Genomic DNA, 23,165 nt, shown 5'->3' with positions numbered 1-23,165 from the left:
AAATTAGAACAATATTGTTCGGAACAGCGGGCTTTACGCTTCGTGCTGCGATGATTTATACGGTTCATTAACCAACGGCGCAAGATGAGACCAGGAAAGTCACAGCCAATAGATCGGATTTGCCCGGAAATTGAACGGAGATCCGTTCATTCGATATTGAGAGGTAGGCGCGTCATAGAGCGGCGCGAATGAACCGCTTTCCCAATGGGGCCTTTCTGGTGTTCTTGGCCCTTCCGAAATGCGGTCCGCTGAGCATAAGGGGACACGATGGAGTTCGAGCTTCAAGCGCGCGGCAGTTCGCGTAGCGCGGGCAATCCGACGCGGATCTTTCTGGTGGTCGACGAGCAGCCGATGGTCCGCCACGGCTTCGCCCTGTCCATCGGCGAGATCTGTCCCGGAACGCGCGTGCTGGAGGCCGGGTCGTTGGATGAAGCGCTGGACATCGGCCGCAAGACTCCCGAACTGGCCCTGGTCCTGTACGATCCGGGTCCACAGCGCGGGGAAGAGGCGGAGGCGAGCGGCGGCGCCATTGTCGGCCTGCGCCGCCTGAAGGAGACGCTGGGCGAGGTGCCCGTGCTGATCCTGACCAACTCCGACGAGGTGGCCGACATCGTCGACAGCGTCCGCATGGGCGCCCGCGGCTATGTGCTGAAGACCAGCCCGCCGGAGGTGCTGGAGCATGCCATCTCGCTGGCGCTCAGCGGCGACGTCTTCCTGCCGCTGCCGCGCGCCGTGCTGAACGGGGCGCTGAGCGAGGGGCCGCGCGGCAACGACGACATTCTGGACCGGCTGACCGACCGCCAGCGCGACGTGTTCGAACTGCTGCTGGCCGGTCATTCGAACAAGGAGATCGCCCGCGGCCTCGGCGTGCTGGAAGGCACGGTGAAGGTGCATGTCCGCGCCATCATGCAGAAGCTGGGCGTGCGCAACCGCACCCAGGTCGCGGTGGTTGCCGCCCGCAACGGCTGTTTCAACGGCGAAGGCTGAGCGGGGCGGGGTGTCCGTCCGCATTGCCTGAACGGCTCCGCTTCCGGCAGACTGGCGCCCGCAACATCCAGGGTGGGAGCGGGCGCTTGGTTCAGGTGGCGGTGGCCGACAGGCCGGAAGACTCTGCGCGTGGGGAGCATGCGCGTGAGGAAAAGAAGGTCGCCGTCCATGGCGCCGCCACCGTCCGGTTCGAACATCGGCACGGTGAAACGCGGCTGGCGACGCTCTATCACCACGACCCGTTGCGGGTGCTGATGCCGACGCCGCGCCGCGGCGACCTTCCCATCGCGGTGCTCGCCACCACGTCCGGCGGCATGGTCGGCGGCGACCGCATGGACATCGCCCTCGCGGTTGGGCCGGGGGCGAAGGCCCTGATCACCACCCAGGCGGCCGAGAAGGTCTATCGCTCCACCGGGGCCGACTGCCGCATCGACACCGCTCTGTCGGTGGAGGATGGCGCGTGGCTGGAATGGATGCCGCAGGAAGCCATCGTCTTCGAAGGCTCCCGCCTGCGCCGCCTGACGCGGATCGACCTGTCGGGCGACGGCCGCGCCATCGCCGGCGAGATGCTGGTCTTCGGCCGCGCCGCCTTCGGTGAGACCGTCACCCGCGGCCTGATCCGCGACGCCTGGGAGGTCGCCCGCGACGGCCGTCTGATCTGGGTCGACGCCCTGCATCTCGACGACGACATCGCCGAGGCGCTGGCCCATCCCGCCGGCTTCGGCGGGGCCGCTGCCTGCGCCACCCTTCTCCATGCCGCTGCCGACGCCGCCCGCCATCTCGATGCGATCCGGGCGCTGGCCGAGCCGCTTGAGGGCGCCCGCATCGGCGTCACCGCGCTGGACGGCTTGCTGATCGTCCGCATCCTCGGTGGAGACGCCCGTGCGGTGCGTGGCGCCTATGCGGCGCTGTGGTCCGGCCTGCGCGCCGAGGCTGCCGGGCTGCCGACCCGTCTGCCGCGGCTGTGGGAGGTCTGACGGTCGCGCCCAAGCCGCACCACCAGCACTTTCAACCCCCTACGTCATACGACGCACTTGGCGCACCGCATCATCGTGGCATAATCGCTGCCAACTGGCCGGCAGCGATCCGGTGACGAACAGGGCGGCGAAAGGGCAATCCCCCGATGAACCTGACAGGGCGCGAGAAGGACAAGCTGCTCGTCGCGATGGCGGCGATGGTGGCGCGGCGGCGGTTGGAGCGCGGCGTCAAGCTGAACCATCCGGAGGCGGTCGCCCTCATCACCGATTACGTGGTCGAAGGCGCCCGTGACGGCCGCACGGTGGCCGAACTGATGCGCGACGGGGCGACCGTCCTGACCCGCGATCAGGTGATGGAGGGCATCCCCGAGATGATCCACGACATCCAGGTCGAGGCGACCTTCCCCGACGGCACCAAGCTCGTCACCGTCCACCAGCCGATCCGTTGAGGGGGATGCCCGATGAAACCCGGTGAAATCTTTCCGGCGGCCGGCGAGATCGTGCTGAATGACGGGCGCGCCACCGTCGAACTCGACGTCGCCAATGCCGGCGACCGGCCGATCCAGGTCGGCTCGCACTTCCACTTCTACGAAACCAACAGCGCGCTGACCTTCGACCGCGAGAAGGCGCGCGGCTTCCGGCTCGACATTCCCGCCGGGACGGCGGTGCGCTTCGAGCCCGGCCAGACCCGTCCTGTGAAGCTCGTCGCCTATGGCGGCGACCGGGTGGTGATCGGCTTCAACCGCAAGGTCAACGGCGCCCTCTGACGGGCCGACAGGAAGGGCGAAGGAAATGGCGCACCGCATCGACCGGGCCGAATATGCGGCCCTCTACGGCCCGACCACCGGCGACCGTGTCCGGCTGGCCGACACCGACCTGATCGTGGAAGTCGAACGCGACCACACCGTCTATGGCGAAGAGGTGAAATTCGGCGGCGGCAAGGTGATCCGCGACGGCATGGGCCAAAGCCAGCGCTCGCGCCACCAGGGGGCGGTCGACACCGTCATCACCAACGCGCTGATCATCGACCATTGGGGCATCGTCAAGGCCGACATCGGCATCACCGGCGGGCGCATCGCCGCCATCGGCAAGGCCGGCAACCCCGACATCCAGCCAGGCGTCGACATCATCGTCGGTCCGGGCACCGAGGTGATCGCGGGTGAGGGCAAGATCGTCACCGCCGGCGGGATCGACGCCCACATCCATTTCATCTGCCCGCAGCAGGTGGACGAGGCGCTGAACAGCGGCGTCACCACCATGCTGGGCGGCGGCACCGGCCCGGCCGCCGGCACCTCGGCCACCACCTGCACGCCGGGGCCGTGGCATATGGAGCGGATGCTCCAGGCCGCCGAAGGTCTGCCGATCAACCTGGGCTTCTTCGGCAAGGGCAACGCCAGCCGTCCCGACGCGCTGCTGGAGCAGATCGCCGCCGGCGCCTGCGGCCTGAAGCTGCATGAGGATTGGGGCACCACGCCCGACGCCATCGACACCTGCCTGACGGTGGCCGACCAGCTCGACGTCCAGGTGGCGATCCACACCGACACGCTGAACGAATCCGGCTTCGTCGAGGACACCATCGCGGCGTTCAAGGGCCGCACCATCCACACCTTCCACACCGAAGGGGCGGGCGGCGGCCATGCGCCGGACATCATCCGGGTGGCCAGCCTCGGCAACGTGCTGCCCAGCTCGACCAACCCGACGCGGCCCTTCACCATCAACACGGTGGACGAGCATCTCGACATGCTGATGGTGTGCCATCACCTCAGCCCGCGCATCCCGGAGGATGTCGCCTTCGCCGAAAGCCGCATCCGGCGCGAGACCATCGCGGCGGAGGACATCCTGCACGACCTGGGCGTCTTCTCCATGATCTCGTCGGACAGCCAGGCGATGGGCCGGCTGGGCGAGGTGATCATCCGCACCTGGCAGACCGCCCACAAGATGAAGCTCCAGCGCGGCCGGCTGCCGCAGGAGACCGGCGACAACGACAATTTCCGGGTCAAGCGCTACATCGCCAAATACACCATCAACCCGGCGCTGTCGCACGGCATCGGCCATGTCGTCGGCTCGGTCGAGGTCGGCAAGCTGGCCGATCTGGTGGTGTGGTCGCCGGCCTTCTTCGGTGTGAAGCCGGACATGGTCATCAAGTGCGGCACCATCGCCGCTGCGCTGATGGGCGATCCCAACGCCTCGATCCCGACGCCGCAGCCGGTGCACTACCGCCCGATGTTCGGCGCCTTCGGCCGGGCGATGCAGGCCAGCAGCGTCACCTTCGTCAGCGCCAAGGCGCTGGAACTGGAGGTCGGCCGGCAACTCGGCCTGCACCGCGAGCTGATCGCCGTCCGTGGCACCCGCAGCGTCGGCAAGAAGGACATGATCCACAACGACGCCACCCCGCACATCGAGGTGGACCCGGAAACCTACGAGGTGCGGGCGGACGGGCAGCTGCTGACCTGCGAACCGGCCGACGTCCTGCCGATGGCGCAGCGGTATTTCCTGTTCTGAGGCATTTTTTGATTCCCTCTCCCCCCTGGGGAGAGGGTTAGGGTGAGGGGGATGCGCGGCAGGGGTTCCTCGGTTGCGCCGCCCCCCTCATCCCGACCTTCTCCCCTGGGGGGAGAAGGAGTTCTTGGCAGGGCTCAGATACGTTGATCGGTGTATTCGATTCAGGACATGGCGGATTGACGGTGCTGCGCGCCCTGGTGGACGCGGCGCCCAACCGGCCCTTCGTCTATCTCGGCGATCATGCCGCCGCTCCCTACGGCCCGCGCAGCGAGGACGACATCTACCGGCTGACCGTGGCCGGAATGGACCGGCTGTTCGCCCAGGGTTGCCGGCTGGTCATCATCGCCTGCAACACGGCGGCGGCAGTGGCGCTGCGCCGGCTGCAGCAGGAATGGCTGCCGTCGGCCCATCCCGGCCGCAACGTGCTGGGCGTGCTGGTTCCGATGGTGGAGGCGATCACCCGTGTTCCCTGGTTGATCGACACCGTTCCGCCCGACCATCTCGCCGAGCCGCACAGCGTCGGAATCTTCGCCACCCTGGCGACGGTCAATTCCGGCTCCTTCTTGCGGGAGATCGGCAAGCGTGCATCGTCCATCCGCGTCGTGCAGCAGGCCTGCCCCGACCTCGTGCCGCTGATCGAGCGCGGTGCGTCGGATGACGAAATCGAACCGGCGGTCGCCGGCTATGTCCGCGTGCTGCTGGACAAGATGGGCGGGCAACCGCTGGATACGGTGGTGCTGGGCTGCACCCACTACCCGCTGGTCAGCCACCTGTTCGCCCGCGCGCTGCCGCCGGGGGTGGAGGTGCTGTGTCAGCCGACTCTGACCGCCCGCTCGCTGGATCAGTATCTCGACCGCCATCCCGAGTATCGGCCCGAACCGGCCGAGCGGGGACTGCGGTTCTTCACCACCGGGGACGCGGCGCTGGTCAGCGAACTGGCCGGCCGCTTCTTCGGCCACCCGACCCCCTTCGAACGGCTTCGCTGATGACCGACCCCGCCCGTCGCGCCACCCGAGTCCATGCCCGCGGCCATTGGCCCGCCGAGCAGGCGGACGGCACCGTGACTCTCGCCTTCGATGACCGCTTCCGCCGCCGCATGGCGATGACCGACGATGCCGGCGGCGGCTTCCTGCTCGACCTGCCGCGGGCGGTGGCGCTGGACGACGGGGACGGGCTGGAGTTGACCGACGGCAGTTTCCTGCGCGTGGTCGCAGCACCCGAGGAACTGATGGAGGTCCGTGTGCCCGGCCCGGTGGAGGCTTTCGCGCGGGTCGCCTGGCATCTCGGCAACCGTCACCTGCCGGTGCAGATCGTCGGCGACAGCATCCGCCTTCGCCGCGACCATGTGATCGAGGACATGCTGAAAGGGCTGGGCGCCGAGGTGCGCGACGTGACGGCCCCCTTCATGCCGGAAGGCGGCGCCTATGGCGGGCATTCGCATGGCGGCGGGCATGGGCATTCGCACTGAGGTGAACGATAGCGTCTCCACCCACGCGCTGACGCGTCTGCTGGCGTGGCTGTCGCCCAGCTTTCCGGTCGGCGGCTTCTCCTACAGCCATGGCATCGAGGCGGCGGTGGAGCAGGGTCTGGTGCGGGACCGGGCGACGATGATCGTCTGGCTCGACGGCATCCTGCGCCATGGCGCCGGGCGGACCGACGGCATCCTGTTCGCCGCCGCCCACCGTGCCGTGCTGGCCGGTGACGAGGCCGGTTTCGCCTGGGCGGTGGAACGGGCCGACATCCTGCGCGCGTCGGCCGAAACGGCGCTCGAATCGCGGGCGCAGGGGCAGGCCTTCCTGCTGGCGATCCGCGCCGCCTGGCCGCTCGACGGGCTGGCGCGCTGGGACGCGGTGGTCGCCGCCGCCGGCCGGCCCGTCGCCTATTCGGTGGCGGTGGCGCTGGCCGCTGCGCTGATCGGCGTGGCGGCGGGACCGGCGCTGACCGCCTATCTGCACGCTTTTGCCGCCAACCTCGTTTCGGCCGGCGTCCGGCTGGTTCCGCTGGGCCAGACCGACGGGCAGCGGGCGCTGGCCGCCCTCGACCCCATCACCCACCGGGCGGCGGAGGCGGCGCTGGCGGCTCCGCTCGACGATCTCGGCGGCCGGGCGATGGCTGTCGACTGGACCTCGATGATCCACGAAACCCAATATACGAGGCTGTTCCGCTCATGAGCGCTCTCCCCGCTATCGAAAAGAGCCACGCCGGTCCGCTTCGCGTCGGCATCGGCGGCCCCGTCGGCTCGGGCAAGACCGCGCTGACCGACGCGCTGTGCAAGCGCATGCGCGACGATTGGGAGGTCGCGGCGATCACCAACGACATCTACACCAAGGAGGATGCGGAGTTCCTCACCCGCTCCGGCGCACTGAAGCCGGAACGGATCATGGGGGTGGAGACCGGCGGCTGCCCGCACACGGCGATCCGCGAGGATGCCTCGATCAACCTCGCCGCCGTCGACCAGATGAACGCGAAGTTCCCCGACCTCGACCTGATCTTCATCGAATCGGGCGGCGACAACCTCGCGGCGACCTTCTCACCCGAATTGGCGGACATCACCATCTACGTGATCGACGTTTCGGCCGGCGACAAGATCCCGCGCAAGGGCGGGCCGGGCATCACCCGGTCGGATCTGCTGGTCATCAACAAGACCGATCTCGCCCCGATGGTCGGCGCCAGCCTGGAGGTGATGGACCGCGACGCCCGCAAGATGCGCGGCGACCGTCCCTTCGTGTTCGCCAACGTCAAGGCGGGCGAGGGGCTGGACGCCATCCAGTCCTTCATCGTCCAGCGCGGTGGCCTGCCCTTGCCGGGTTGAGAGTCTTACGACCGAAGACTTGACCGCGGGACGACCGGGGTACGGGAACCTCCGGCTTGACCATGCTGTCCATGCAGCATGAGACGATTCAAGCCGGAGGATGCCCTGATGACGCGCCCGCCCCCTGCAACGGTTTTGGGCACCGCGCTGCTGCTGGCCGCGCTGGGACCCATCGCCGCTCCCGCCCTTGCCGCCGATGACTGCGCGGCCGGGCTCGACCGGCTGGGACAGCAGGCGGCGGCCCTCGATGCCGCGGCACCCAACACTCCGGCGCCCGTGACCCAACAGGAGATGGCGCAGCTGCGTGCTCTGCAGCAGGCGGCGCAGTCCGCAGCTCAGAAGGGCAATGCACAGGCCTGTCAGGCCATCCTGGGCGAGGCGGCGGCACTGCAGGACTCCATTGCCCACCCCCGCGCGATTGCCGCCGACGACCTCGAGGAGGCCAAGCTGCGCAGTCCGGACGGCAAGGATCTGGGCAGCATCACCGAGTTGGTGATCGATCCGGCGACCGGCCGCATCGCCTATGCGGTGGTCGAGCTGGGCGGCTTCCTCGGCATCGGCGACAGCGACTTTCCCGTGCCGTGGGCATTGTTCCAGCCGTCCGGCGACGGCTACGTCCTGAATGTGCCGAAGGACAAGCTGACGAACGCCCCGCGTTTCGACGACAGGAACCGCCCGAACATGAACGATCGCCAATGGGCGATGGCGGTGCACACCTATTATGGCATCGCTCCCTATTGGATGCGGCAGTCGGCGACGTTGGCCGCCATCGCCGGCTCGACGGCCGGCGGCAACGACGCCGCCGCACCGCTGCGGCAGGAGGTCCAGCGCCTGTCCCAGGAGGTGGCGCGGTTGAACCGGGAACTGCAGCAGGCGCGGGCATCCGGCTCCAGCGCCGCGCCGGCCGATGGCGCAAGCGGGCAGGGCGGTACGGCCGGCGGTGCAACCCAGGCAACGCCTCAGGCGCCGTCGGGGAACGACAGCCCCCAGCCGCCGGTTTCCCAGCAGTGACACGATAACGATCCGATCGCGGGCGCTTCCGGATCAGGAGCCCCGCATCCAGGAGGACCGACATGGAACTCTCATCCATCACCGAGACAGCCCGGCGCGGCCTGCGCGGCGTCAACGACCGCATCCTTGGCCCCGGCGGCGGCTACACCATCAATGTCGGGCATGGCGAACGGCTGGCCTCGCTGGCCGGCGGCGTGGCGCTGGCGGTGCTTGGCCTGCGCCGGCCGAACTGGACCGGCGCCGCCATGGCGCTGGCCGGGGGAGTCCTGGTGGCGCGGGGGCTCACCGGCTTCTGTCCCGGCAAATCGATGCTGGCCGATTGGACGCGCGGCGACCGTGCGGCCATTCCGGCGCAGGATGTGGAACACGGCATCGACCGCTATTCCCGCCATCCCGGCGACATCTATCAGGATGCCTCCGGGGAGGAGATCGTCGACGAGGCGTCGCAGGAATCCTTCCCTGCCAGCGATCCGCCGTCCTTCTCGCCCGGAGTTGCCCGCTAAGAAGTTGGCCGGATAAACAGCTTCCGCTGCATAACAAAAATTTCATCAAGAAACGGCCTTCCGGCCCAGCGCCGGAGGGCCGCTTTGATATGGATCATTGAAACGGTGTGGACGCTGAACTTCGGTTTTTACTGAGCGGGCTTGGAGCAATGCTGCACGATGATTGGAATGCAGGTGCGAATTGCCTTCATTACATGTTGCGGGTCCGCTGCGATCGGTTTATGGTGCACTGCACAAGGAACGCCGCGCGCCCTTGCCCGGCGAAAAGGCCGCCAGCGTTGCGGCCGCTCCTCCCGTCACACCGACCGCAGGACCGTCCGCCATGACCACGATCATTCCCGCCGCCGCCACGCTTGAAGGCAAGAAGGGGCTCGTCCTTGGCATCGCCAACGACCAGTCGATCGCCTGGGGCTGCGCCCGCGCCTTCCGCGCGCTGGGCGCCGACCTCGCGGTCAGCTATCTGAACGACAAGGCCAAGCGCTTCGTCGAGCCGCTGGCCCAGCAACTGGAAGCCGAGATCTTCGAACCGGTGGACGTCACCGGCGAAGGCCAGCTGAAGGCCATGTTCGACAAGATCGGCGAAAAGTGGGGCAAGCTGGACTTCGCGCTGCACAGCATCGCCTTCGCACCGAAGGAGGATCTGCACGGCCGCGTCGTCGATTGCTCGCGCGAGGGCTTCCAGCAGGCGATGGACGTCTCCTGCCATTCCTTCATCCGCATGGCCAAGTATGCGGAGCCGCTGATGAAGGACGGCGGCTCGCTGTTCACCATGTCCTATTTCGGCGCCAACCGCGTCATCGACAATTACGGCGTCATGGGTCCGGTCAAGGCCGCGCTGGAAGCCAGCGTGCGCTATCTGGCGGCTGAACTCGGCCCGAAGGGCATCCGTGTCCACGCCATCTCCCCCGGCCCGATCAAGACCCGCGCCGCCTCCGGCATCGCCCATTTCGACGAGCTGATGGACAAGGCCGCCGAGCGCGCGCCGGAAGGCCGTCTGGTGACCATCGAGGAGGTCGGCTACACCACGGCCTTCCTCGCCACCGACGGCGCCAAGGGCATCACCGGCGACACCACCTATGTCGATTGCGGTTATTCCATCATCGGCTGAGGCCGGCGGATTTACGGTTGAAGAACGGGGCGGGTGCGGCGACGCATCCGCCCCGATCCGTTTGGAACGCCTCTCCAAGGTGCGTCAAATTGCCGTGTGACGTCCCGACTGTTTGGGTGCGGTGGTAGCACCAGCCATAATCCGCCGAAACGGGGTGCCGGTACTGGGGGAGGCGGCAAGGTCATGGGCGCCATCACATGGCGACGGCAGTTGAGCGTCGGCCAGCCGGCCATCGACGACGATCACAAGCATCTGATCGAGTATCTGAATGAACTCGACGCAGCGCTGGCCGCCCCGCGGTTCCAGCCGGTTCGCGTTGCGAAGATTCTGGTCAAGCTGCTGGAATACACCAAGGAGCATTTCGCCCGAGAGGAGCGGATCATGCAGATCGTGCATTACCCGAAATTCGAGGAGCACGTCGCCATGCACCGCGCGGCGGTCAAGATGGTCAGCGAATTGTCCAACCGTTTCTCCATCGAACCCACCCACGAGAACGCAGAGAAGCTGTACAAATTCACCGCCGACTGGCTGGTCCGCCACATCATCCTGATGGACACGCAGCTCACGCCTTATGTGCGCGGAGTCTGGGCGTGAGCGGATAGGGGCGGGCGCTTATCCAACGAACTCCGTCGCCCGATAGCCCTGGGCGTAGAGCAGGGCGGTCAGGTCGCCGTGGTCGACGCGGGCGCGGGCTTCGGCGGCGACGACCGCCTTGGCATGGAAGGCGACGCCGAGCCCGGCGGACAGCAGCATCGGCAGGTCGTTGGCACCGTCGCCGACGGCCATGGTCTCCGCCATCGGCACGCGGTGTTCGCCGGCATAGGCCATCAGCGCCTGCAGCTTGCTGTCCTTGTCCAGGATCGGCTCGATCACAGCGCCGGTCATCACGCCGTCGACCACCTCCAGATCGTTGCCGCGGTCGTCGTCGAAGCCGATCCAGCTGCGCACCCGGCCGGTGAAGCAGCGGAAGCCGCCAGACACCAGGACGCAGACGGCGCCGTTGGCCCGCATGGTGCCGACCAGCTGGGCCGCCCCCGGCATCAGGGTGGCGCGTTGCCACACCTCGTCGATCACCGTTTCCTTGAGACCCTTCAGCAGGGCGACGCGCTCGCGCACCGCGTCCTTGAAGTCGATCTCGCCATTCATGGCGCGGGCGGTGATGGCGGCGATGTGGTCCTTCAGCCCGACATAGTCGCCGAGTTCATCCAGCATCTCCTGCTCGATGATCGTCGATTCCATGTCGGCGACCAGCAGCCGCTTGCGCCGGGTCACCGCCGGTTGGGCGACGATGTCCAGCGTTACGCCTGTCAGCGCATGGCGGATCGCCGCTTCCGCCTGTTCCGGAGCGAGGTTGCCGAAGGGCAGGTCGCAGGCGGTGCCGGGGGCCAGCCAATCCGGCGCCCCCGCATCGGCGCCCAGCCCGACAAGCGCCGCCTTGGCGGTCTGGACGGCGGACTCGTCGAGCGTGGCGGTGCGGGGGGCGATCAGCGTGGCGACGGCGTTCATCGGCGGGCATCCCGAGGAGAAGAGGGCCTTTGCGCGCTGCCTACCACAGGCGGGGAGCCGGGTCCAACGAAGCTTCGGCGCAGGCGCGCGCTTGGGTGTTGCAATGTGGACGCCGGGACGCCATGCAAGGGGGCAATGCGCAGGGAAACGATCAGCATGGCGCCAACTTCCATCACCGACGTCATCGTCATCGGCGGCCCGACTGCGTCGGGCAAGTCGGGACTGGCGCTCGCCGTCGCCGAGGCGTTCGACGGCACCGTCATCAACGCCGACAGCATGCAGCTCTACGCCGATCTGGACGTGCTGACCGCCCGCCCGCCGGCCGAGGATCTGGCGCGGGCGCCGCACCGTCTCTATGGCGTGCTGCCGGCGGCGGAGCGCGGGTCGGCGGCGCGCTGGCGCGACCTGGCGCTGGCGGAGATCGATGCGGCCAAGGCAGAGGGGCGGCTGCCCGTGGTGGTCGGCGGAACCGGTCTCTATCTGCGCGCGCTGATGCAGGGCTTGAGCGAGGTGCCGCCGATCGCGGACGAGGTTCGCGCCGCCGCCCATGCCCGGCTGGCCTCGATCGGCGGCGACGCATTCCGTGCCGAGCTGGTCGCCCGCGACCCGGCATCGGCCAAGCTGAGCCCCGGCGACACCACCCGACTGACCCGCGCCTGGGAGGTGCTGGAGGCCACCGGCCATCCGCTGTCCCACTGGCAGAGCCAGACCGCCCAGGGGGCGCCGGAGGAACTGCGCTTCACCGTCATCGTTCTCGACCCGCCGCGGGCAGACCTCTATGCCCAGTGCGACAGGCGTTTCGATCGGATGATGGAGCAGGGTGCGTTGGAGGAGGTGCGGCGATTGGACGCCCTCGCCCGAGAGCAGGGGCTCGCCGCCGACCTGCCGGTGCTGAAGGCCTTGGGAGTGCCCGAACTGCGCCGTGTCCTGCACGGCGAAATCCCGCTGGACGAGGCCGTCGCGCTGGCCCAGCAATCGACCCGCCGCTATGCCAAACGGCAGGTTACGTGGTTCCGTCATCAGATTGTTGGCAAAACACCCGATATGCTGGTAAGTCATACAGGACAGCATAGCTGCCATACCATCGATCTGCCTTGTTCGCTTGCGGTACGAAATGCAATGCTCGACCGCCTGAGAACGATACTAAATTACTGATCCGAAGGAGAAGCACCGTGTCGGTTGATTGGGGTCATGTGTTCGCGGGCCGCGTGGGCGGCATGACGGCGTCCGAAATCCGGGAACTGCTGAAGCTGATCGACCGTCCGGAGATCATCTCCTTCGCCGGTGGTATTCCCGACCCGGATCTGTTCCCGAATGCGGCCATCGCGCGGGCCTATGAGAAGATCTTCCAGTCCAATTCCGGTGCCGGCGCCGCCCTGCAATATTCCATCACCGAAGGCTACACGCCGCTGCGGGAATGGATCTGCGACTATATGGGCGGCAAGGGCGTCAACATCGGGCTGGACGGCGTTCTCATCACCAATGGTTCGCAGCAGGTGCTGGAGTTCGTCGGCAAGTTGCTGATCGGCCCCGGCGACAAGATCGTCGTGACCCGTCCGACCTATCTCGGCGCGCTCCAGGCCTTCTCGCCCTATGAGCCGACCTATCTCTCGATCCCGATGGACGAGGAAGGGCCGGAGATGACGGCGCTGACCGAGGCGCTGGCGCAGAAGCCGAAGTTCTTCTATCTCGTTCCCGACTTCCAGAACCCGAACGGCACCACGGTGACGCTGGCCCGCCGTCACGCCATCCTGGACGCCTGCGAGGCGGCCGGCGTGCCGGTGATCGAGGACACCGCCTATTGCGAGCTGCGCTATGACGGCGAACAACTGCCGCTGCTGGCGGCGCTGGATTGCGAGCGCAACGGCGGCAAGCTGACCAACGTCATCTTCGGCGGCACCTTCTCCAAGACGATGGTGCCGGCGATGCGCGTCGGCTGGGTCAATGCCGCGCCCGAGGTGGTGAACCGGCTGGTGCTGATGAAGCAGGCCGCCGACCTGCATGCCAGCACGATCAACCAGATCGTCATGCACGACGTCGTTTCGCAGATCTTCGACAGCCACATCAAGCTGCTGCGCACCCAGTACAAGGAGCGCCGCGACGCCATGCTGGCGGCACTGGATGAGTTCGCCCCGCCGGGCGTCACCTGGACCAAGCCGGAAGGCGGACTGTTCGTCTGGATCGAGGCGCCGGAGGGCGTCGACGGCACCGAACTGCTGGCCCGCGCCATCAAGGAGGCCAATGTCGCCTTTGTCCCCGGCTCGGCCTTCCATGCCGACCGGTCGGGCAAGAACACGCTGCGCCTCGCTTTCTCCGTCACCAAGCCGGCCCAGATCCGCGAGGGCATCCGCCGGCTGTGCGGCCTGTTGAAGACCGCTGCCTGACGGTTCGTCCTTCCCAGTCGTCGTTTCTTCCGAACGGCGGCCGCGCTTCGGTGCGGCCGCCGTTCACGTTTGCGGCAGGCTGAAACCGGACAGGATCGCCACCTCCAACGGGCGCGCAACAATTGGAAAAACTGCGGCAAAAAAACTTTGCGAACATTCGCGAATTGGGTTGACCTATGACGGATGAATTGACTAATTTGCCGCTCCCAGCACACGCCATCGGGGCTAAGCCGTTGTTCTGAACGGCATCCCCACCCGGCAAGGTTGGTGTTCCCAAGGAACCGGGTGCCCTAGAGGAGGCGCCCACATGAGAAGGTCGTGAGCGATGTCCGAACAGAAGCTGACCGGCGCCCAGATCGTCATCAAGGCCCTGAAGGATCAGGGCGTTGACATCATCTTCGGCTATCCCGGCGGCGCCGTACTTCCCATCTACGACGCGCTGTTCCAGCAGAACGACCTGAAGCATGTCCTTGTACGCCACGAGCAGGCCGCGGTTCACGCGGCCGAGGGCTATGCGCGCTCGACCGGCAAGGTCGGCTGCGTGCTGGTGACCTCCGGCCCCGGCGCCACCAACGCGGTGACCGGCCTGCTGGATGCGCTGTGCGACAGCATTCCGCTCGTCTGCCTGTCGGGGCAGGTGCCGACCCACCTGATCGGCAACGACGCCTTCCAGGAAGCCGACACCACTGGCATCACCCGTCCCTGCACCAAGCACAATTATCTGGTGAAGGACGTCGACAATCTGGCCCGCACCCTGCACGAGGCCTTCTATGTCGCGCGCAGCGGCCGTCCCGGCCCGGTGCTGGTCGACATCCCGAAGGATGTGCAGTTCGCCGACGGCACCTATGTCCCGCCGGCGGAGGTCAAGCACAAGACCTACCGTCCGCAGGTGAAGCCGGAGATGGCCCGCATCGAAGAGGCGGTGGAGCTGATCGCCAACGCCAAGCGGCCTGTCTTCTACACCGGCGGCGGTGTCATCAACGCCGGCCCCTTTGCGGCGAAGCTGCTGACCCAGTTCGTCAAGGCCACCGGATTTCCGATCACCTCCACCCTGATGGGGCTTGGCGCCTTCCCCGCGTCCGAAAGCCAGTGGCTCGGCATGCTCGGCATGCACGGCACGTACGAGGCGAACCTCGCCATGTACGAATGCGACGTCATGATCAACATCGGCGCCCGCTTCGACGACCGCGTCACCGGCAAGCTGTCGGCCTTCTCGCCGGGATCCAAGAAGATCCATGTCGACATCGACCCGAGCTCGATCAACAAAAACGTTGCGGTCGACATCCCCATCGTCGGCGACTGCGGCGCGGTGCTGGAAGACATGTTGCGCATCTGGAAGGCGCGCGCCAAGTCGCCGGACAAGGCCGCGCTGAAGGAGTGGTGGGGCAGGATCGACGGCTGGCGCGCCCGCAACTGCCTGAACTACAACCGCACCGAATCGGTCATCAAGCCGCAGTACGCGCTGGAGCGCCTGCGCGAGGCTCTGCGCGGCAAGGATCACTACATCACGACGGAAGTCGGCCAGCACCAGATGTGGGCCGCGCAGTTCCTGCCCTTCGACCAGCCGAACCGCTGGCTGACCTCGGGCGGGCTCGGCACCATGGGCTACGGCCTGCCGGCCGCCATCGGCGCCCAGCTGGCCCACCCGGACGCCATCGTGGTGGACGTGTCGGGCGAGGCCAGCTTCCTGATGAACATGCAGGAGATCGGCACCGCCGTGCAGTACCGCGCGCCGGTCAAGATCTTCATCCTGAACAACCAGTATATGGGCATGGTGCGCCAGTGGCAGGAACTGCTGCATGGCTCGCGCTATTCCCAGAGCTACTCGGAAGCCCTGCCGGACTTCGTGAAGCTGGCGGAATCCTGGGGCTGCGTGGGCTTGCGCGCCACCACGGTGGCCGAGGTCGATCAGGTGATCGAGAAGATGCTGACGGTCACCGACCGTCCCTGCATCATCGACATCGCCGTCGATCCGAAGGAGAACTGCTTCCCGATGATTCCGGGCGGCAAGGCCCACAACGAGATCCTGTTCGGTCCGGACGACAGCCCGTCCGACGCCACGCCGGAAGACGGCATGGTGCTGGTCTGATCGGCTGACGACGAACGAACGGGGAGACGGGTCTCATGGAAAACGCGATCGAAAAGCACACCATCGCCGTGCTGGTGGACAACGAGCCGGGCGTCCTTGCCCGCGTCATCGGATTGTTCTCTGGCCGCGGCTACAACATCGAAAGCCTGACGGTGGCGGAGGTGAACAACGCCGACCACCTGTCGCGCATCACGCTGGTCACCTCCGGCACCCGGATGATCATCGAGCAGATCAAGGCGCAGCTGGGCCGGCTGGTTCCGGTCCACCGGGTCCATGACCTGACCGACGAAGGTCCGTCGGTGGAGCGCGAACTGGCTCTGGTCAAGGTGGCCGGCACCGGCGACAAGCGAATCGAGGCGCTGCGCCTCGCCGACATCTTCAAGGCGAAGGTGGTGGACGCGACGCTCACCAGCTTTGTTTTCGAGCTGACCGGGACCACCGAACAGGTCGACGATTTTGTTGGTTTGATGACCCAGCTCGGCCTGGTGGAAGCCAGCCGCACCGGCGTCGTCGCCATGTCGAAGGGGCCGGCGGCGTTCTGAAGCCGCCAGGCCCTTAGAAACTCATACTGAGCAAGATTGGGGCGGCAAAAACGCAAGGATGCTTTGCATTTTGCCGCTCCATCGAGCGATTGTTTCCCTTGACGGGCGGCTTTGCTCAATGGAGTAATCCGCCGCAGGAAACGCAGTCTGTCTTCGTTCGTTGCGAATTCAAGGAACCATCTCCATGCGCGTCTATTACGATCGTGATGCCGACGTCAACCTGATCAAGGGCAAGAAGGTCGTCATCGTCGGCTACGGCAGCCAGGGCCACGCCCACGCTCACAACCTGCGTGACAGCGGCGTGAAGGACGTGCGGATCGCGCTCCGCCCGGGTTCGGCCACCATCAAGAAGGCCGAGACCGCCGGCTTCACCGTGATGACCCCGGCCGAAGCCGCCGCCTGGGCCGACGTCGTGATGGTTCTGACCCCGGACGAGCTGCAGGCCGACCTGTACAAGGACGATCTGGCCCCGAACATGAAGCAGGGCGCCGCCCTGGCCTTCGCCCACGGCCTGAACGTCCACTTCAACCTGATCGAGCCGCGCGCCGACCTCGACGTGTTCATGATCGCGCCGAAGGGCCCCGGCCACACCGTGCGCAGCGAATACCAGCGTGGCGGCGGCGTGCCGTCGCTGGTCGCCGTTCACCAGAACGCCTCGGGCAACGCGCTGGACATCGCCCTGTCCTACGCCTCGGCCAATGGCGGCGGCCGCGCCGGCATCATCGAGACCACCTTCAAGGAAGAGTGCGAGACCGACCTGTTCGGTGAGCAGGCCGTGCTCTGCGGCGGCCTGACCGAGCTGATCCGCGCCGGCTACGAGACGCTGGTCGAAGCGGGCTACGCCCCTGAGATGGCCTACTTCGAGTGCCTGCACGAAGTGAAGCTGATCGTCGACCTGATGTACGAGGGCGGCATGGCCAACATGCGCTACTCGATCTCCAACACGGCCGAATACGGCGACTACCGCACCGGCCCGCGCATCATCACCGCCGAGACCAAGGCCGAGATGAAGCGCGTCCTGACCGACATCCAGGAAGGCCGCTTCGTCCGCGACTGGATGCTGGAGTGCAAGGCCGGCCAGCCGTCCTTCAAGGCGATCCGCCGCCGCAACGCCGAGCATGAGATCGAGAAGGTCGGCGAGAAGCTCCGCGCCATGATGCCGTGGATTGCCGAGCGCCGTCTGGTCGACAAGTCGAAGAACTGATCCGGCGAAAGCCAGGCCGGTTTGTTGGAAAGCGCGTCCCTTCGGGGGCGCGCTTTTCTTTTGGGAAGCGGTCGGAGGGACGGGGAAGGGGGGAACCACAGGGGAAGCCTACCCCCGCGGCTCCCCAAGATTGGTCGGCGGGGTTTCGGCGACGGCGGCGCGGCCAGGGTCGCGCTTCTGGGTTTCCAGCAGGATGTCGCGGGCGATCGGCGCCGCCGCTGTGGATCCGCCGCCGCCATGCTCGACGAAGACTGCGCAGGCATAGCGCGGCGCCTGAACCGGGGCGAAGGCGACGAACAGGGCGTGGTCACGTTCGCGCCAGGGCAGATCCTCGTTCTTTTTCACGCCGGAGGTGCGCTCCGCCATGGTGATGCGGCGGACCTGGGCGGAGCCGGTCTTGCCGGCCATCTCGTAGCCGACCTCGGTGATGCGCGACTTGAAGGCGGTGCCGTTGGGCGCGTTGGTCACCTCGTTCATGCCGCGCAGGACGATGTCGAGATTCTCCTTCTTCACGCCGATGCTGGGCCAGGCGGTCTGTTCGCCGCTGACGGTCTTGATCTGCTTGGTCAGGTGCGGCTTGACCGCATAGCCGCCATTGGCAAGCCGACAGGTCATTACCGCCAGCTGAAGCGGTGTCGCCAGCACATAACCCTGGCCGATGGAGGCGACCAGCGTCTCGCCCATGTCCCAACCCTTGCCCAGCGTCGCCTTCTTCCAGGCGATGGAGGGCATCAGCCCGGCGCGCTCGTGCGGCAGGTCGATTCCGGTACGGGCGCCCAGGCCGAAACGGTTGGACATCTCGGCGATGCGGTCGATGCCGATGCGGCGCGACACATCGTAGAAGAAGACGTCGCAGGAATGACGCAGTGCGCCGACGAAATCGACCGTGCCATGGCCGCCGCGCTTCCAGCAATGGAAGCGATGGTCGCCCAGCTCCATGTGGCCGGGGCAGAAGACGGTGTGCCGGCTGCTGACGAGCCCCGACTCCAGAGCCGCCAGAGCGGCCATCATCTTGAAGGTGGAGCCCGGCGGATATTGGCCGACCACGGCCTTGTTGTTCAGCGGCGTCGCCTGGTTGGACAGCAGCTCCTCCCACAGCTCGGCGCTGATGCCCATGGTGAACTGGTTGGGATCGTAGCTGGGATGGGAACTCAGCGCATAGATGCCGCCGGTGTGCACGTCCATCACCACCGCCGACGCACTGACCTCCTTCGACAGGCGTTCCTGCACGAAGCGTTGCAGCGTCATGTCGATGGTCAGCTGGATCTCGCGGCCCGACTGCCCCTCGTCGCGCGACAGTTCGCGGATGACGCGGCCGACCGCGTTGACCTCCAACTGGCTGGTGCCGGCAGTGCCGCGCAGAACCTTCTCGTGATACCTCTCGATGCCGGCCTTGCCGATGCGGAAGCCGGGAAGGGACAGCACCGGATCGCTGTTGCCGCTGAGCTCCGCTTCCGACACTGCGCCGACATAGCCCAGGATATGGGCGGTCGCCTCCGCCTGCGGGTAATGGCGCAACTCGCCCACCTCGATCGACACGCCGGGCAGATCGGGGGTGTTGGTCTCCAGCGTCGCCACCTGCTCCCAGGTCAGGTTCTCGCGCACCGTGACCGGCACGAAGCGGCGCTTGCGGTGCAGTTCGCGCAGCACCCGGCGGCGGTCGCCGTCGGTCAACGGCACGATGCGGGAGATTTTGTCGAGCGTCTCCTGGATGTTGTGGGTGCGCTCCGATACCACGACGACCCGGTAGTTCTGCTGGTTCACCGCCAGCGGCACGCCGAAGCGGTCGACGATGGTGCCGCGCGACGGGGCGATCAGCCGCAGGCTGATGCGGTTCTCTTCCGCCAGCATGGTGTAGCGCGCCGACTCGACGACCTGCAGGTAATAGAGTCGACCGACCAGCGCGGACAGGCCGGCCAGCTTGATTCCGCCCAGCACCAGGGCGCGGCGCGCCAGCAGGCGGGAGCGGTCGGTGTCGCGATCGATCGAACTCATGAAACCGCCGGGACCCTTTACCCGTTCAAGAACGCGCGGTGGACGCGGATCAGCAGCCAACCCACCGCAGGAAACACCGCCACCGTCAGCAAGCCCTGGAACAGCGCCGGCAGGATCGACAACGCCGCCGCATCCAGCGCGGAGAAGGCAAGCCATTGCAGGATCACCGCGCCGGCCATCACCAGGGTAAAGCCGAACCACAGCAGCGCGAAGGTGCTGGCCAGGAACACCCGGCGCTGGTTCAGCATCGCCCACTGCACCACGACAAGCAGCAGCGCATTGACGCCCAGCGGACCGCCGATCAGGAAATCCTGCAGCAGCCCGATCAGAAAGGCCACCCCCGGACGCATCAGGTCAGGTCTGTGGATGGTCCAGTAATAGACGGAGAGCAGCGTCAGGTTCGGCGCGACCGGAGCGTAGCCCGGCACCGGCACCGGGATCATGCCGACCAGCACCATCATGACGGTGACGGCGAAGGGCGCCAGGTTGCGTCCCGCCTTGTCGACCCGTTGCCAGAAGGTGGCCGTCATGCCGGCGGCCTTTCCGCCGGGACGCTGTCGGACCTGCTCACTTCCACTCCGGCGACGGGTCCAGGTCGGTGCCGGGCAGTCCGAAATCCACCAGGCGCAGATGCTCGATCCGCGACAGGTCGGCGCTGGGCAGCACGCGCACACCGCGCTCGCTGACCGCGGTCACCACGCCGACCGGGAGGCCGGAGGGGAAGAGGCCGCCGTCGCCCGAGGTCACCACCTGCTCGCCGACCTGGATCGGCGACTCCGGCGGCAGATAGAGAAGCTTGGCCTGGTCGGAATTGTCGCCGGCCAGGATGGCGCGCTGGCGCGTGTTGGCCAGCACCACCGGGACACGGGCATTGATGTCGGTCAGCAGCAGGATGCGGGACGACCATTCGCCGACCTCGATCACCCGGCCCACCAGACCGGCGCCTGCCAGCGCCGCCTGTCCCTTGCGCACCCCGTCGCGCTTGCCGGCGGTCACAACCAGCGTGCGGACGAAGGAACTTCCGGGAGTCGCGATGACGCGGGCGGCGATGTAGTTGACGGAAGGCTCCGGACGGACGCGCAGCAGGCTGCGCAGGCTGTTGTTCTCCGCCTCCAGCCGCAAGGCCGCCTGCTTCCACTGCAGCAGCCGGGCATTCTCGGCCTTCAGCCGCTGGTTCTCGTCGAAGGCGTTCTCAACCTCCACCACCGACTCGACAACGCGGGCGGCGGTCGCGGCAGGGCGGGAAATGGCGTCGAGGATCGGGGCGAAGGCGTCTGTCACGCGGGCGCGGGCACTGTCCACCGACACCGATTCGATCTTACCGACCATCATCAGCGCGATGGAGGCCAGGACGAGCAGGAGGAAGGAGAAACGCTGCGCGAGGGCCCGCAAAGGTGCGGCAAGGCGGATGACGGAGCCGGATGAGCGTGACTTCACAGGAAATTCCCGTCCAGATACGCGGTCCGTCTCCGGCCCTCACCGCCCCGAAGGGGGGCGCGGACCGGAGGCCTTCCAATCAGGGATACACCAATCAGTAAGCGCTGACCAAGACGTTTCGCAGCGTCTTCATCTCCTCAAGCGCGCGGCCGGTGCCGAGCGCCACGCAGGAGAGAGGATCGTCTGCGATCGACACGGGCAGGCCGGTGGCATGGCGCAGGACGAAGTCCAGGTTGCCCAGCAGGGCGCCGCCGCCGGTCAGCACGATGCCCTTGTCGACGATGTCGGCGGCCAGTTCCGGAGCGGTGTGCTCCAGCGCCACCTTCACCGCCTCGACGATGGCCGAAACGGGTTCGGCCAGCGACTCGGCGATCTGCCGTTCGGAGATGATCAGTTCCTTGGGCACGCCGTTCATCAGGTCGCGGCCCTTGATCTCGAGGATGCGGCCCTCGCCGTCCTCGGGCGGGCAGGCGGAGCCGATTTCCTTCTTGATCCGCTCGGCCGAGCCTTCGCCGACCAGCAGATTGTGGCTGCGGCGGATGTAGCCGATGATGGCCTCGTCCATCTTGTCGCCGCCGACGCGAACCGACCGCGAATAGACGATGCCGCCCAGCGACAGCACGGCCACCTCGGTGGTGCCGCCGCCGATGTCGACGACCATCGAACCCGTCGGCTCCGTCACCGGAAGCCCGGCGCCGATCGCGGCGGCCATCGGCTCCTCGATCAGGAAGACGCGGCGGGCGCCTGCGGCCTCCGCCGATTCCTGGATCGCACGGCGTTCCACCGCAGTCGAGCCCGACGGCACGCAGATGATGACCTGCGGGCTGGCGAAGCTGCGGCGGTTGTGAACCTTGCGGATGAAATGCTTGATCATTTCCTCCGCGACTTCGAAATCGGCGATGACGCCGTCGCGGAGCGGCCGGATGGCCTGGATGTTGCCTGGGGTTCGGCCGAGCATCATCTTCGCCTCGTCACCGACGGCGAGAACCTGCTTCTTGCCGCGGACGTTGGCGATGGCCACGACCGACGGCTCGTTCAGGACGATGCCGCGACCCTTGACATAGACCAGGGTGTTGGCCGTCCCCAGATCGATCGCCATGTCGGCGGACAGAACGCCCAGCAGTTTGGAGAGCATGGAGCTGACGAACTCTATCAAAGCGGTTGAGACGGCCGAACCGGCGGAGACTGGCATAGCATGCCCGCCGACGGTTCCATAGTCGAATGCGTCCGCACGCTCAAGCGGAGAGTGCGCCCGGCAGGCGTGACCCGTGTCGCGAAAGCGGGCTCCGGTGGCCGGCGCCCGCCGCCTCTTGCGGTGTCTGTTGATGGCGAAACTGGCGGATCAGGGTTAATTTTCCGTCAACGACCGAGCTCTTGCGGTCCGGTCCCTGCGGTCAACTTCATCCTGATCTGCCGATAGCCTGTCCACCGGTTTGACCATTCAGTGTCTAGTCCGAAGCATGTTGCGCTGCAACGGGCAATTGGCCGCCAATCCGTGGAGATTTTCAGTGATGCCCGCCTTCGGGCATGCCGGTCGGCTTGGCCGCGGGGGTGTGGTGGCCCTCCAACCGGTCCATGAAAGCCAGCAGGACGCCTGACAACACGAAGGTCATGTGGATGATGACCAGCCACATCAGCTCCTCCTTCGAGGTCTGGGCCAGATTCATGAAGGCCTTCAGCAGATGAATTCCGGATATGGCGACGATTGAGGCGATCAGTTTCAGCTTCAATCCGCCGAAATCCACCTTTCCCATCCAGTCCGGCCGGTCTTCGTGATTGGCCACGTCGATCTTCGAGACGAAGTTCTCGTATCCGGCGAAGATCACCATCAGCAGAAGATTGCCGGCGAAGGACAGGTCGATCAGCGTCAGTACGGCCAGAAGCACGTCTTTCTCGCTCATGTCGAGCACATGCGGAATGATGTGCAGGATTTCCTGGGTGAACTTCACCAGAAGGGCCCCCAGCGAGACCACGAGCCCGAGATAGAACGGGGCAAGCAGCCAGCGGCTGGCAAAGATGATCTGTTCGAAGCGGCGTTCGATCATGGCAGGGTCGGCACGTTGTTGATTGGGGAAAAGGCGGAGACGGTGGATGTGTCGCAATGCTGC

General features: G+C 66.7%; 24 protein-coding genes. 18 read left to right on the top strand and 6 right to left on the bottom strand.

All coding sequences use genetic code 11. The annotated features are described in order from the left end of the window. Positions 1-333 precede the first annotated feature (333 nt). The 13 genes from A6A40_RS31085 to A6A40_RS08800 all read left to right on the top strand — a co-directional run bounded on the left by A6A40_RS31085 (position 334) and on the right by A6A40_RS08800 (position 10,494). Positions 334-987: a LuxR C-terminal-related transcriptional regulator gene (locus A6A40_RS31085; RefSeq protein ID WP_236783617.1), complete on the top strand. Its 654-nt coding sequence runs from the start codon at positions 334-336 to the stop codon at positions 985-987. A 95-nt stretch (positions 988-1,082) separates the two neighbouring features. Beyond that, a complete protein-coding gene (locus A6A40_RS08855) occupies positions 1,083-1,964 on the top strand; it encodes an urease accessory protein UreD (protein ID WP_236783784.1) in 882 nt (293 codons plus the stop codon). Positions 1,965-2,110: 146 nt separating this feature from the next. Continuing rightward, positions 2,111-2,413: an urease subunit gamma gene (locus A6A40_RS08850; RefSeq protein ID WP_014248459.1), complete on the top strand. Its 303-nt coding sequence runs from the start codon at positions 2,111-2,113 to the stop codon at positions 2,411-2,413. A 12-nt stretch (positions 2,414-2,425) separates the two neighbouring features. After that, positions 2,426-2,731, top strand: a complete 306-nt coding sequence (locus A6A40_RS08845) for an urease subunit beta (protein WP_063635073.1) — start codon at positions 2,426-2,428, stop codon at positions 2,729-2,731. A 25-nt stretch (positions 2,732-2,756) separates the two neighbouring features. Next, positions 2,757-4,466, top strand: a complete 1,710-nt coding sequence (ureC, locus tag A6A40_RS08840) for an urease subunit alpha (protein ID WP_063635072.1) — start codon at positions 2,757-2,759, stop codon at positions 4,464-4,466. A 182-nt stretch (positions 4,467-4,648) separates the two neighbouring features. Further along, positions 4,649-5,452 (top strand): glutamate racemase, encoded by an 804-nt coding sequence (locus tag A6A40_RS08835; protein ID WP_236783783.1) that lies wholly within the window; start codon positions 4,649-4,651, stop codon positions 5,450-5,452. Continuing rightward, positions 5,452-5,934: an urease accessory protein UreE gene (locus tag A6A40_RS08830; protein WP_063635070.1), complete on the top strand. Its 483-nt coding sequence runs from the start codon at positions 5,452-5,454 to the stop codon at positions 5,932-5,934. Before A6A40_RS08835 ends, A6A40_RS08830 begins: the two co-directional genes overlap by 1 nt. After that, positions 5,891-6,637, top strand: a complete 747-nt coding sequence (locus A6A40_RS08825) for an urease accessory protein UreF (RefSeq protein WP_082860759.1) — start codon at positions 5,891-5,893, stop codon at positions 6,635-6,637. The genes A6A40_RS08830 and A6A40_RS08825 overlap by 44 nt, the downstream gene beginning before the upstream one ends. Then, positions 6,634-7,278, top strand: coding sequence for an urease accessory protein UreG (ureG, locus tag A6A40_RS08820; RefSeq protein ID WP_063635068.1), 645 nt, complete (start codon positions 6,634-6,636; stop codon positions 7,276-7,278). Before A6A40_RS08825 ends, ureG begins: the two co-directional genes overlap by 4 nt. 108 nt (positions 7,279-7,386) lie before the next feature. Then, entirely contained in the window at positions 7,387-8,289 is a 903-nt protein-coding gene (locus tag A6A40_RS08815) for a PRC-barrel domain-containing protein (RefSeq protein WP_063636189.1), read from the top strand. Positions 8,290-8,351: 62 nt separating this feature from the next. Then, complete coding sequence (locus A6A40_RS08810; protein WP_063635067.1) at positions 8,352-8,792, top strand: YgaP family membrane protein; 441 nt, start codon at positions 8,352-8,354, stop codon at positions 8,790-8,792. 322 nt (positions 8,793-9,114) lie between these two features. Then, positions 9,115-9,900: an enoyl-ACP reductase FabI gene (gene fabI, locus A6A40_RS08805; RefSeq protein WP_063635066.1), complete on the top strand. Its 786-nt coding sequence runs from the start codon at positions 9,115-9,117 to the stop codon at positions 9,898-9,900. Positions 9,901-10,083: 183 nt separating this feature from the next. After that, positions 10,084-10,494, top strand: a complete 411-nt coding sequence (locus A6A40_RS08800; RefSeq protein WP_063635065.1) for a bacteriohemerythrin — start codon at positions 10,084-10,086, stop codon at positions 10,492-10,494. An 18-nt stretch (positions 10,495-10,512) separates the two neighbouring features. On the opposite strand, the gene serB is transcribed toward A6A40_RS08800, so the two are convergent. Continuing rightward, on the bottom strand, positions 10,513-11,406 hold the full coding sequence (serB, locus tag A6A40_RS08795) for a phosphoserine phosphatase SerB (RefSeq protein WP_063635064.1): 894 nt from the start codon (positions 11,404-11,406) through the stop codon (positions 10,513-10,515). Positions 11,407-11,562: 156 nt separating this feature from the next. On the opposite strand from serB, the gene miaA reads away from it, so the two are divergent. The 5 genes from miaA to ilvC all read left to right on the top strand — a co-directional run bounded on the left by miaA (position 11,563) and on the right by ilvC (position 17,625). Beyond that, positions 11,563-12,561 (top strand): tRNA (adenosine(37)-N6)-dimethylallyltransferase MiaA, encoded by a 999-nt coding sequence (gene miaA / locus A6A40_RS08790; RefSeq protein WP_063636188.1) that lies wholly within the window; start codon positions 11,563-11,565, stop codon positions 12,559-12,561. Between the two features lie 17 nt (positions 12,562-12,578). Next, on the top strand, positions 12,579-13,790 hold the full coding sequence (locus tag A6A40_RS08785) for an aminotransferase-like domain-containing protein (RefSeq protein WP_108546645.1): 1,212 nt from the start codon (positions 12,579-12,581) through the stop codon (positions 13,788-13,790). 325 nt (positions 13,791-14,115) lie between these two features. Beyond that, the gene (locus A6A40_RS08780) at positions 14,116-15,879 is read left to right on the top strand and encodes an acetolactate synthase 3 large subunit (RefSeq protein ID WP_063635063.1); all 1,764 of its coding nucleotides are present in this window, start codon (positions 14,116-14,118) and stop codon (positions 15,877-15,879) included. A gap of 35 nt (positions 15,880-15,914) precedes the next feature. Further along, positions 15,915-16,421, top strand: coding sequence for an acetolactate synthase small subunit (ilvN, locus tag A6A40_RS08775; protein ID WP_063635062.1), 507 nt, complete (start codon positions 15,915-15,917; stop codon positions 16,419-16,421). A 184-nt stretch (positions 16,422-16,605) separates the two neighbouring features. Continuing rightward, positions 16,606-17,625 carry a ketol-acid reductoisomerase gene (gene ilvC / locus A6A40_RS08770; RefSeq protein WP_063635061.1) on the top strand — a complete coding sequence of 340 codons (1,020 nt, stop codon included), beginning with the start codon at positions 16,606-16,608 and terminating at the stop codon, positions 17,623-17,625. 108 nt (positions 17,626-17,733) lie between these two features. On the opposite strand, the gene mrdA is transcribed toward ilvC, so the two are convergent. The 5 genes from mrdA to A6A40_RS08745 all read right to left on the bottom strand — a co-directional run bounded on the left by mrdA (position 17,734) and on the right by A6A40_RS08745 (position 23,102). After that, complete coding sequence (gene mrdA / locus A6A40_RS08765) at positions 17,734-19,620, bottom strand: penicillin-binding protein 2 (protein WP_063635060.1); 1,887 nt, start codon at positions 19,618-19,620, stop codon at positions 17,734-17,736. Positions 19,621-19,637: 17 nt separating this feature from the next. Further along, entirely contained in the window at positions 19,638-20,150 is a 513-nt protein-coding gene (mreD, locus tag A6A40_RS08760) for a rod shape-determining protein MreD (RefSeq protein WP_063635059.1), read from the bottom strand. Positions 20,151-20,187: 37 nt separating this feature from the next. Further along, the gene (mreC, locus tag A6A40_RS08755; protein WP_063635058.1) at positions 20,188-21,057 is read right to left on the bottom strand and encodes a rod shape-determining protein MreC; all 870 of its coding nucleotides are present in this window, start codon (positions 21,055-21,057) and stop codon (positions 20,188-20,190) included. Positions 21,058-21,151: 94 nt separating this feature from the next. Beyond that, positions 21,152-22,192 (bottom strand): rod shape-determining protein, encoded by a 1,041-nt coding sequence (locus A6A40_RS08750; RefSeq protein WP_012974729.1) that lies wholly within the window; start codon positions 22,190-22,192, stop codon positions 21,152-21,154. A 370-nt stretch (positions 22,193-22,562) separates the two neighbouring features. Beyond that, the gene (locus tag A6A40_RS08745) at positions 22,563-23,102 is read right to left on the bottom strand and encodes a TIGR00645 family protein (protein ID WP_063635057.1); all 540 of its coding nucleotides are present in this window, start codon (positions 23,100-23,102) and stop codon (positions 22,563-22,565) included. Positions 23,103-23,165 lie beyond the last annotated feature (63 nt).

The organism is Azospirillum humicireducens (assembly GCF_001639105.2).
In the GTDB taxonomy this organism is placed as follows: Bacteria; Pseudomonadota; Alphaproteobacteria; order Azospirillales; family Azospirillaceae; genus Azospirillum; species Azospirillum humicireducens.
This window is presented reverse-complemented; position numbering and strand designations above follow the sequence as displayed.

Excerpts from the sequence above, each read along its gene's own strand:
- A6A40_RS08850 (WP_014248459.1), top strand. The coding sequence starts at position 2,111 with ATGAACCTGACAGGGCGCGAGAAGGACAAGCTGCTCGTCGCGATGGCG.
- ilvN (WP_063635062.1), top strand. The coding sequence starts at position 15,915 with ATGGAAAACGCGATCGAAAAGCACACCATCGCCGTGCTGGTGGACAAC.
- fabI (WP_063635066.1), top strand. The coding sequence starts at position 9,115 with ATGACCACGATCATTCCCGCCGCCGCCACGCTTGAAGGCAAGAAGGGG.
- A6A40_RS08825 (WP_082860759.1), top strand. The coding sequence starts at position 5,891 with ATGGCGGGCATTCGCATGGCGGCGGGCATGGGCATTCGCACTGAGGTG.
- A6A40_RS08815 (WP_063636189.1), top strand. The coding sequence starts at position 7,387 with ATGACGCGCCCGCCCCCTGCAACGGTTTTGGGCACCGCGCTGCTGCTG.
- mreD (WP_063635059.1), bottom strand. The coding sequence starts at position 20,150 with ATGACGGCCACCTTCTGGCAACGGGTCGACAAGGCGGGACGCAACCTG.
- A6A40_RS08830 (WP_063635070.1), top strand. The coding sequence starts at position 5,452 with ATGACCGACCCCGCCCGTCGCGCCACCCGAGTCCATGCCCGCGGCCAT.
- A6A40_RS08750 (WP_012974729.1), bottom strand. The coding sequence starts at position 22,192 with ATGCTCTCCAAACTGCTGGGCGTTCTGTCCGCCGACATGGCGATCGAT.
- miaA (WP_063636188.1), top strand. The coding sequence starts at position 11,563 with ATGGCGCCAACTTCCATCACCGACGTCATCGTCATCGGCGGCCCGACT.
- A6A40_RS08745 (WP_063635057.1), bottom strand. The coding sequence starts at position 23,102 with ATGATCGAACGCCGCTTCGAACAGATCATCTTTGCCAGCCGCTGGCTG.
- ureG (WP_063635068.1), top strand. The coding sequence starts at position 6,634 with ATGAGCGCTCTCCCCGCTATCGAAAAGAGCCACGCCGGTCCGCTTCGC.
- ureC (WP_063635072.1), top strand. The coding sequence starts at position 2,757 with ATGGCGCACCGCATCGACCGGGCCGAATATGCGGCCCTCTACGGCCCG.
- mrdA (WP_063635060.1), bottom strand. The coding sequence starts at position 19,620 with ATGAGTTCGATCGATCGCGACACCGACCGCTCCCGCCTGCTGGCGCGC.
- serB (WP_063635064.1), bottom strand. The coding sequence starts at position 11,406 with ATGAACGCCGTCGCCACGCTGATCGCCCCCCGCACCGCCACGCTCGAC.
- ilvC (WP_063635061.1), top strand. The coding sequence starts at position 16,606 with ATGCGCGTCTATTACGATCGTGATGCCGACGTCAACCTGATCAAGGGC.
- A6A40_RS08800 (WP_063635065.1), top strand. The coding sequence starts at position 10,084 with ATGGGCGCCATCACATGGCGACGGCAGTTGAGCGTCGGCCAGCCGGCC.
- A6A40_RS08780 (WP_063635063.1), top strand. The coding sequence starts at position 14,116 with ATGTCCGAACAGAAGCTGACCGGCGCCCAGATCGTCATCAAGGCCCTG.
- A6A40_RS08810 (WP_063635067.1), top strand. The coding sequence starts at position 8,352 with ATGGAACTCTCATCCATCACCGAGACAGCCCGGCGCGGCCTGCGCGGC.
- A6A40_RS08845 (WP_063635073.1), top strand. The coding sequence starts at position 2,426 with ATGAAACCCGGTGAAATCTTTCCGGCGGCCGGCGAGATCGTGCTGAAT.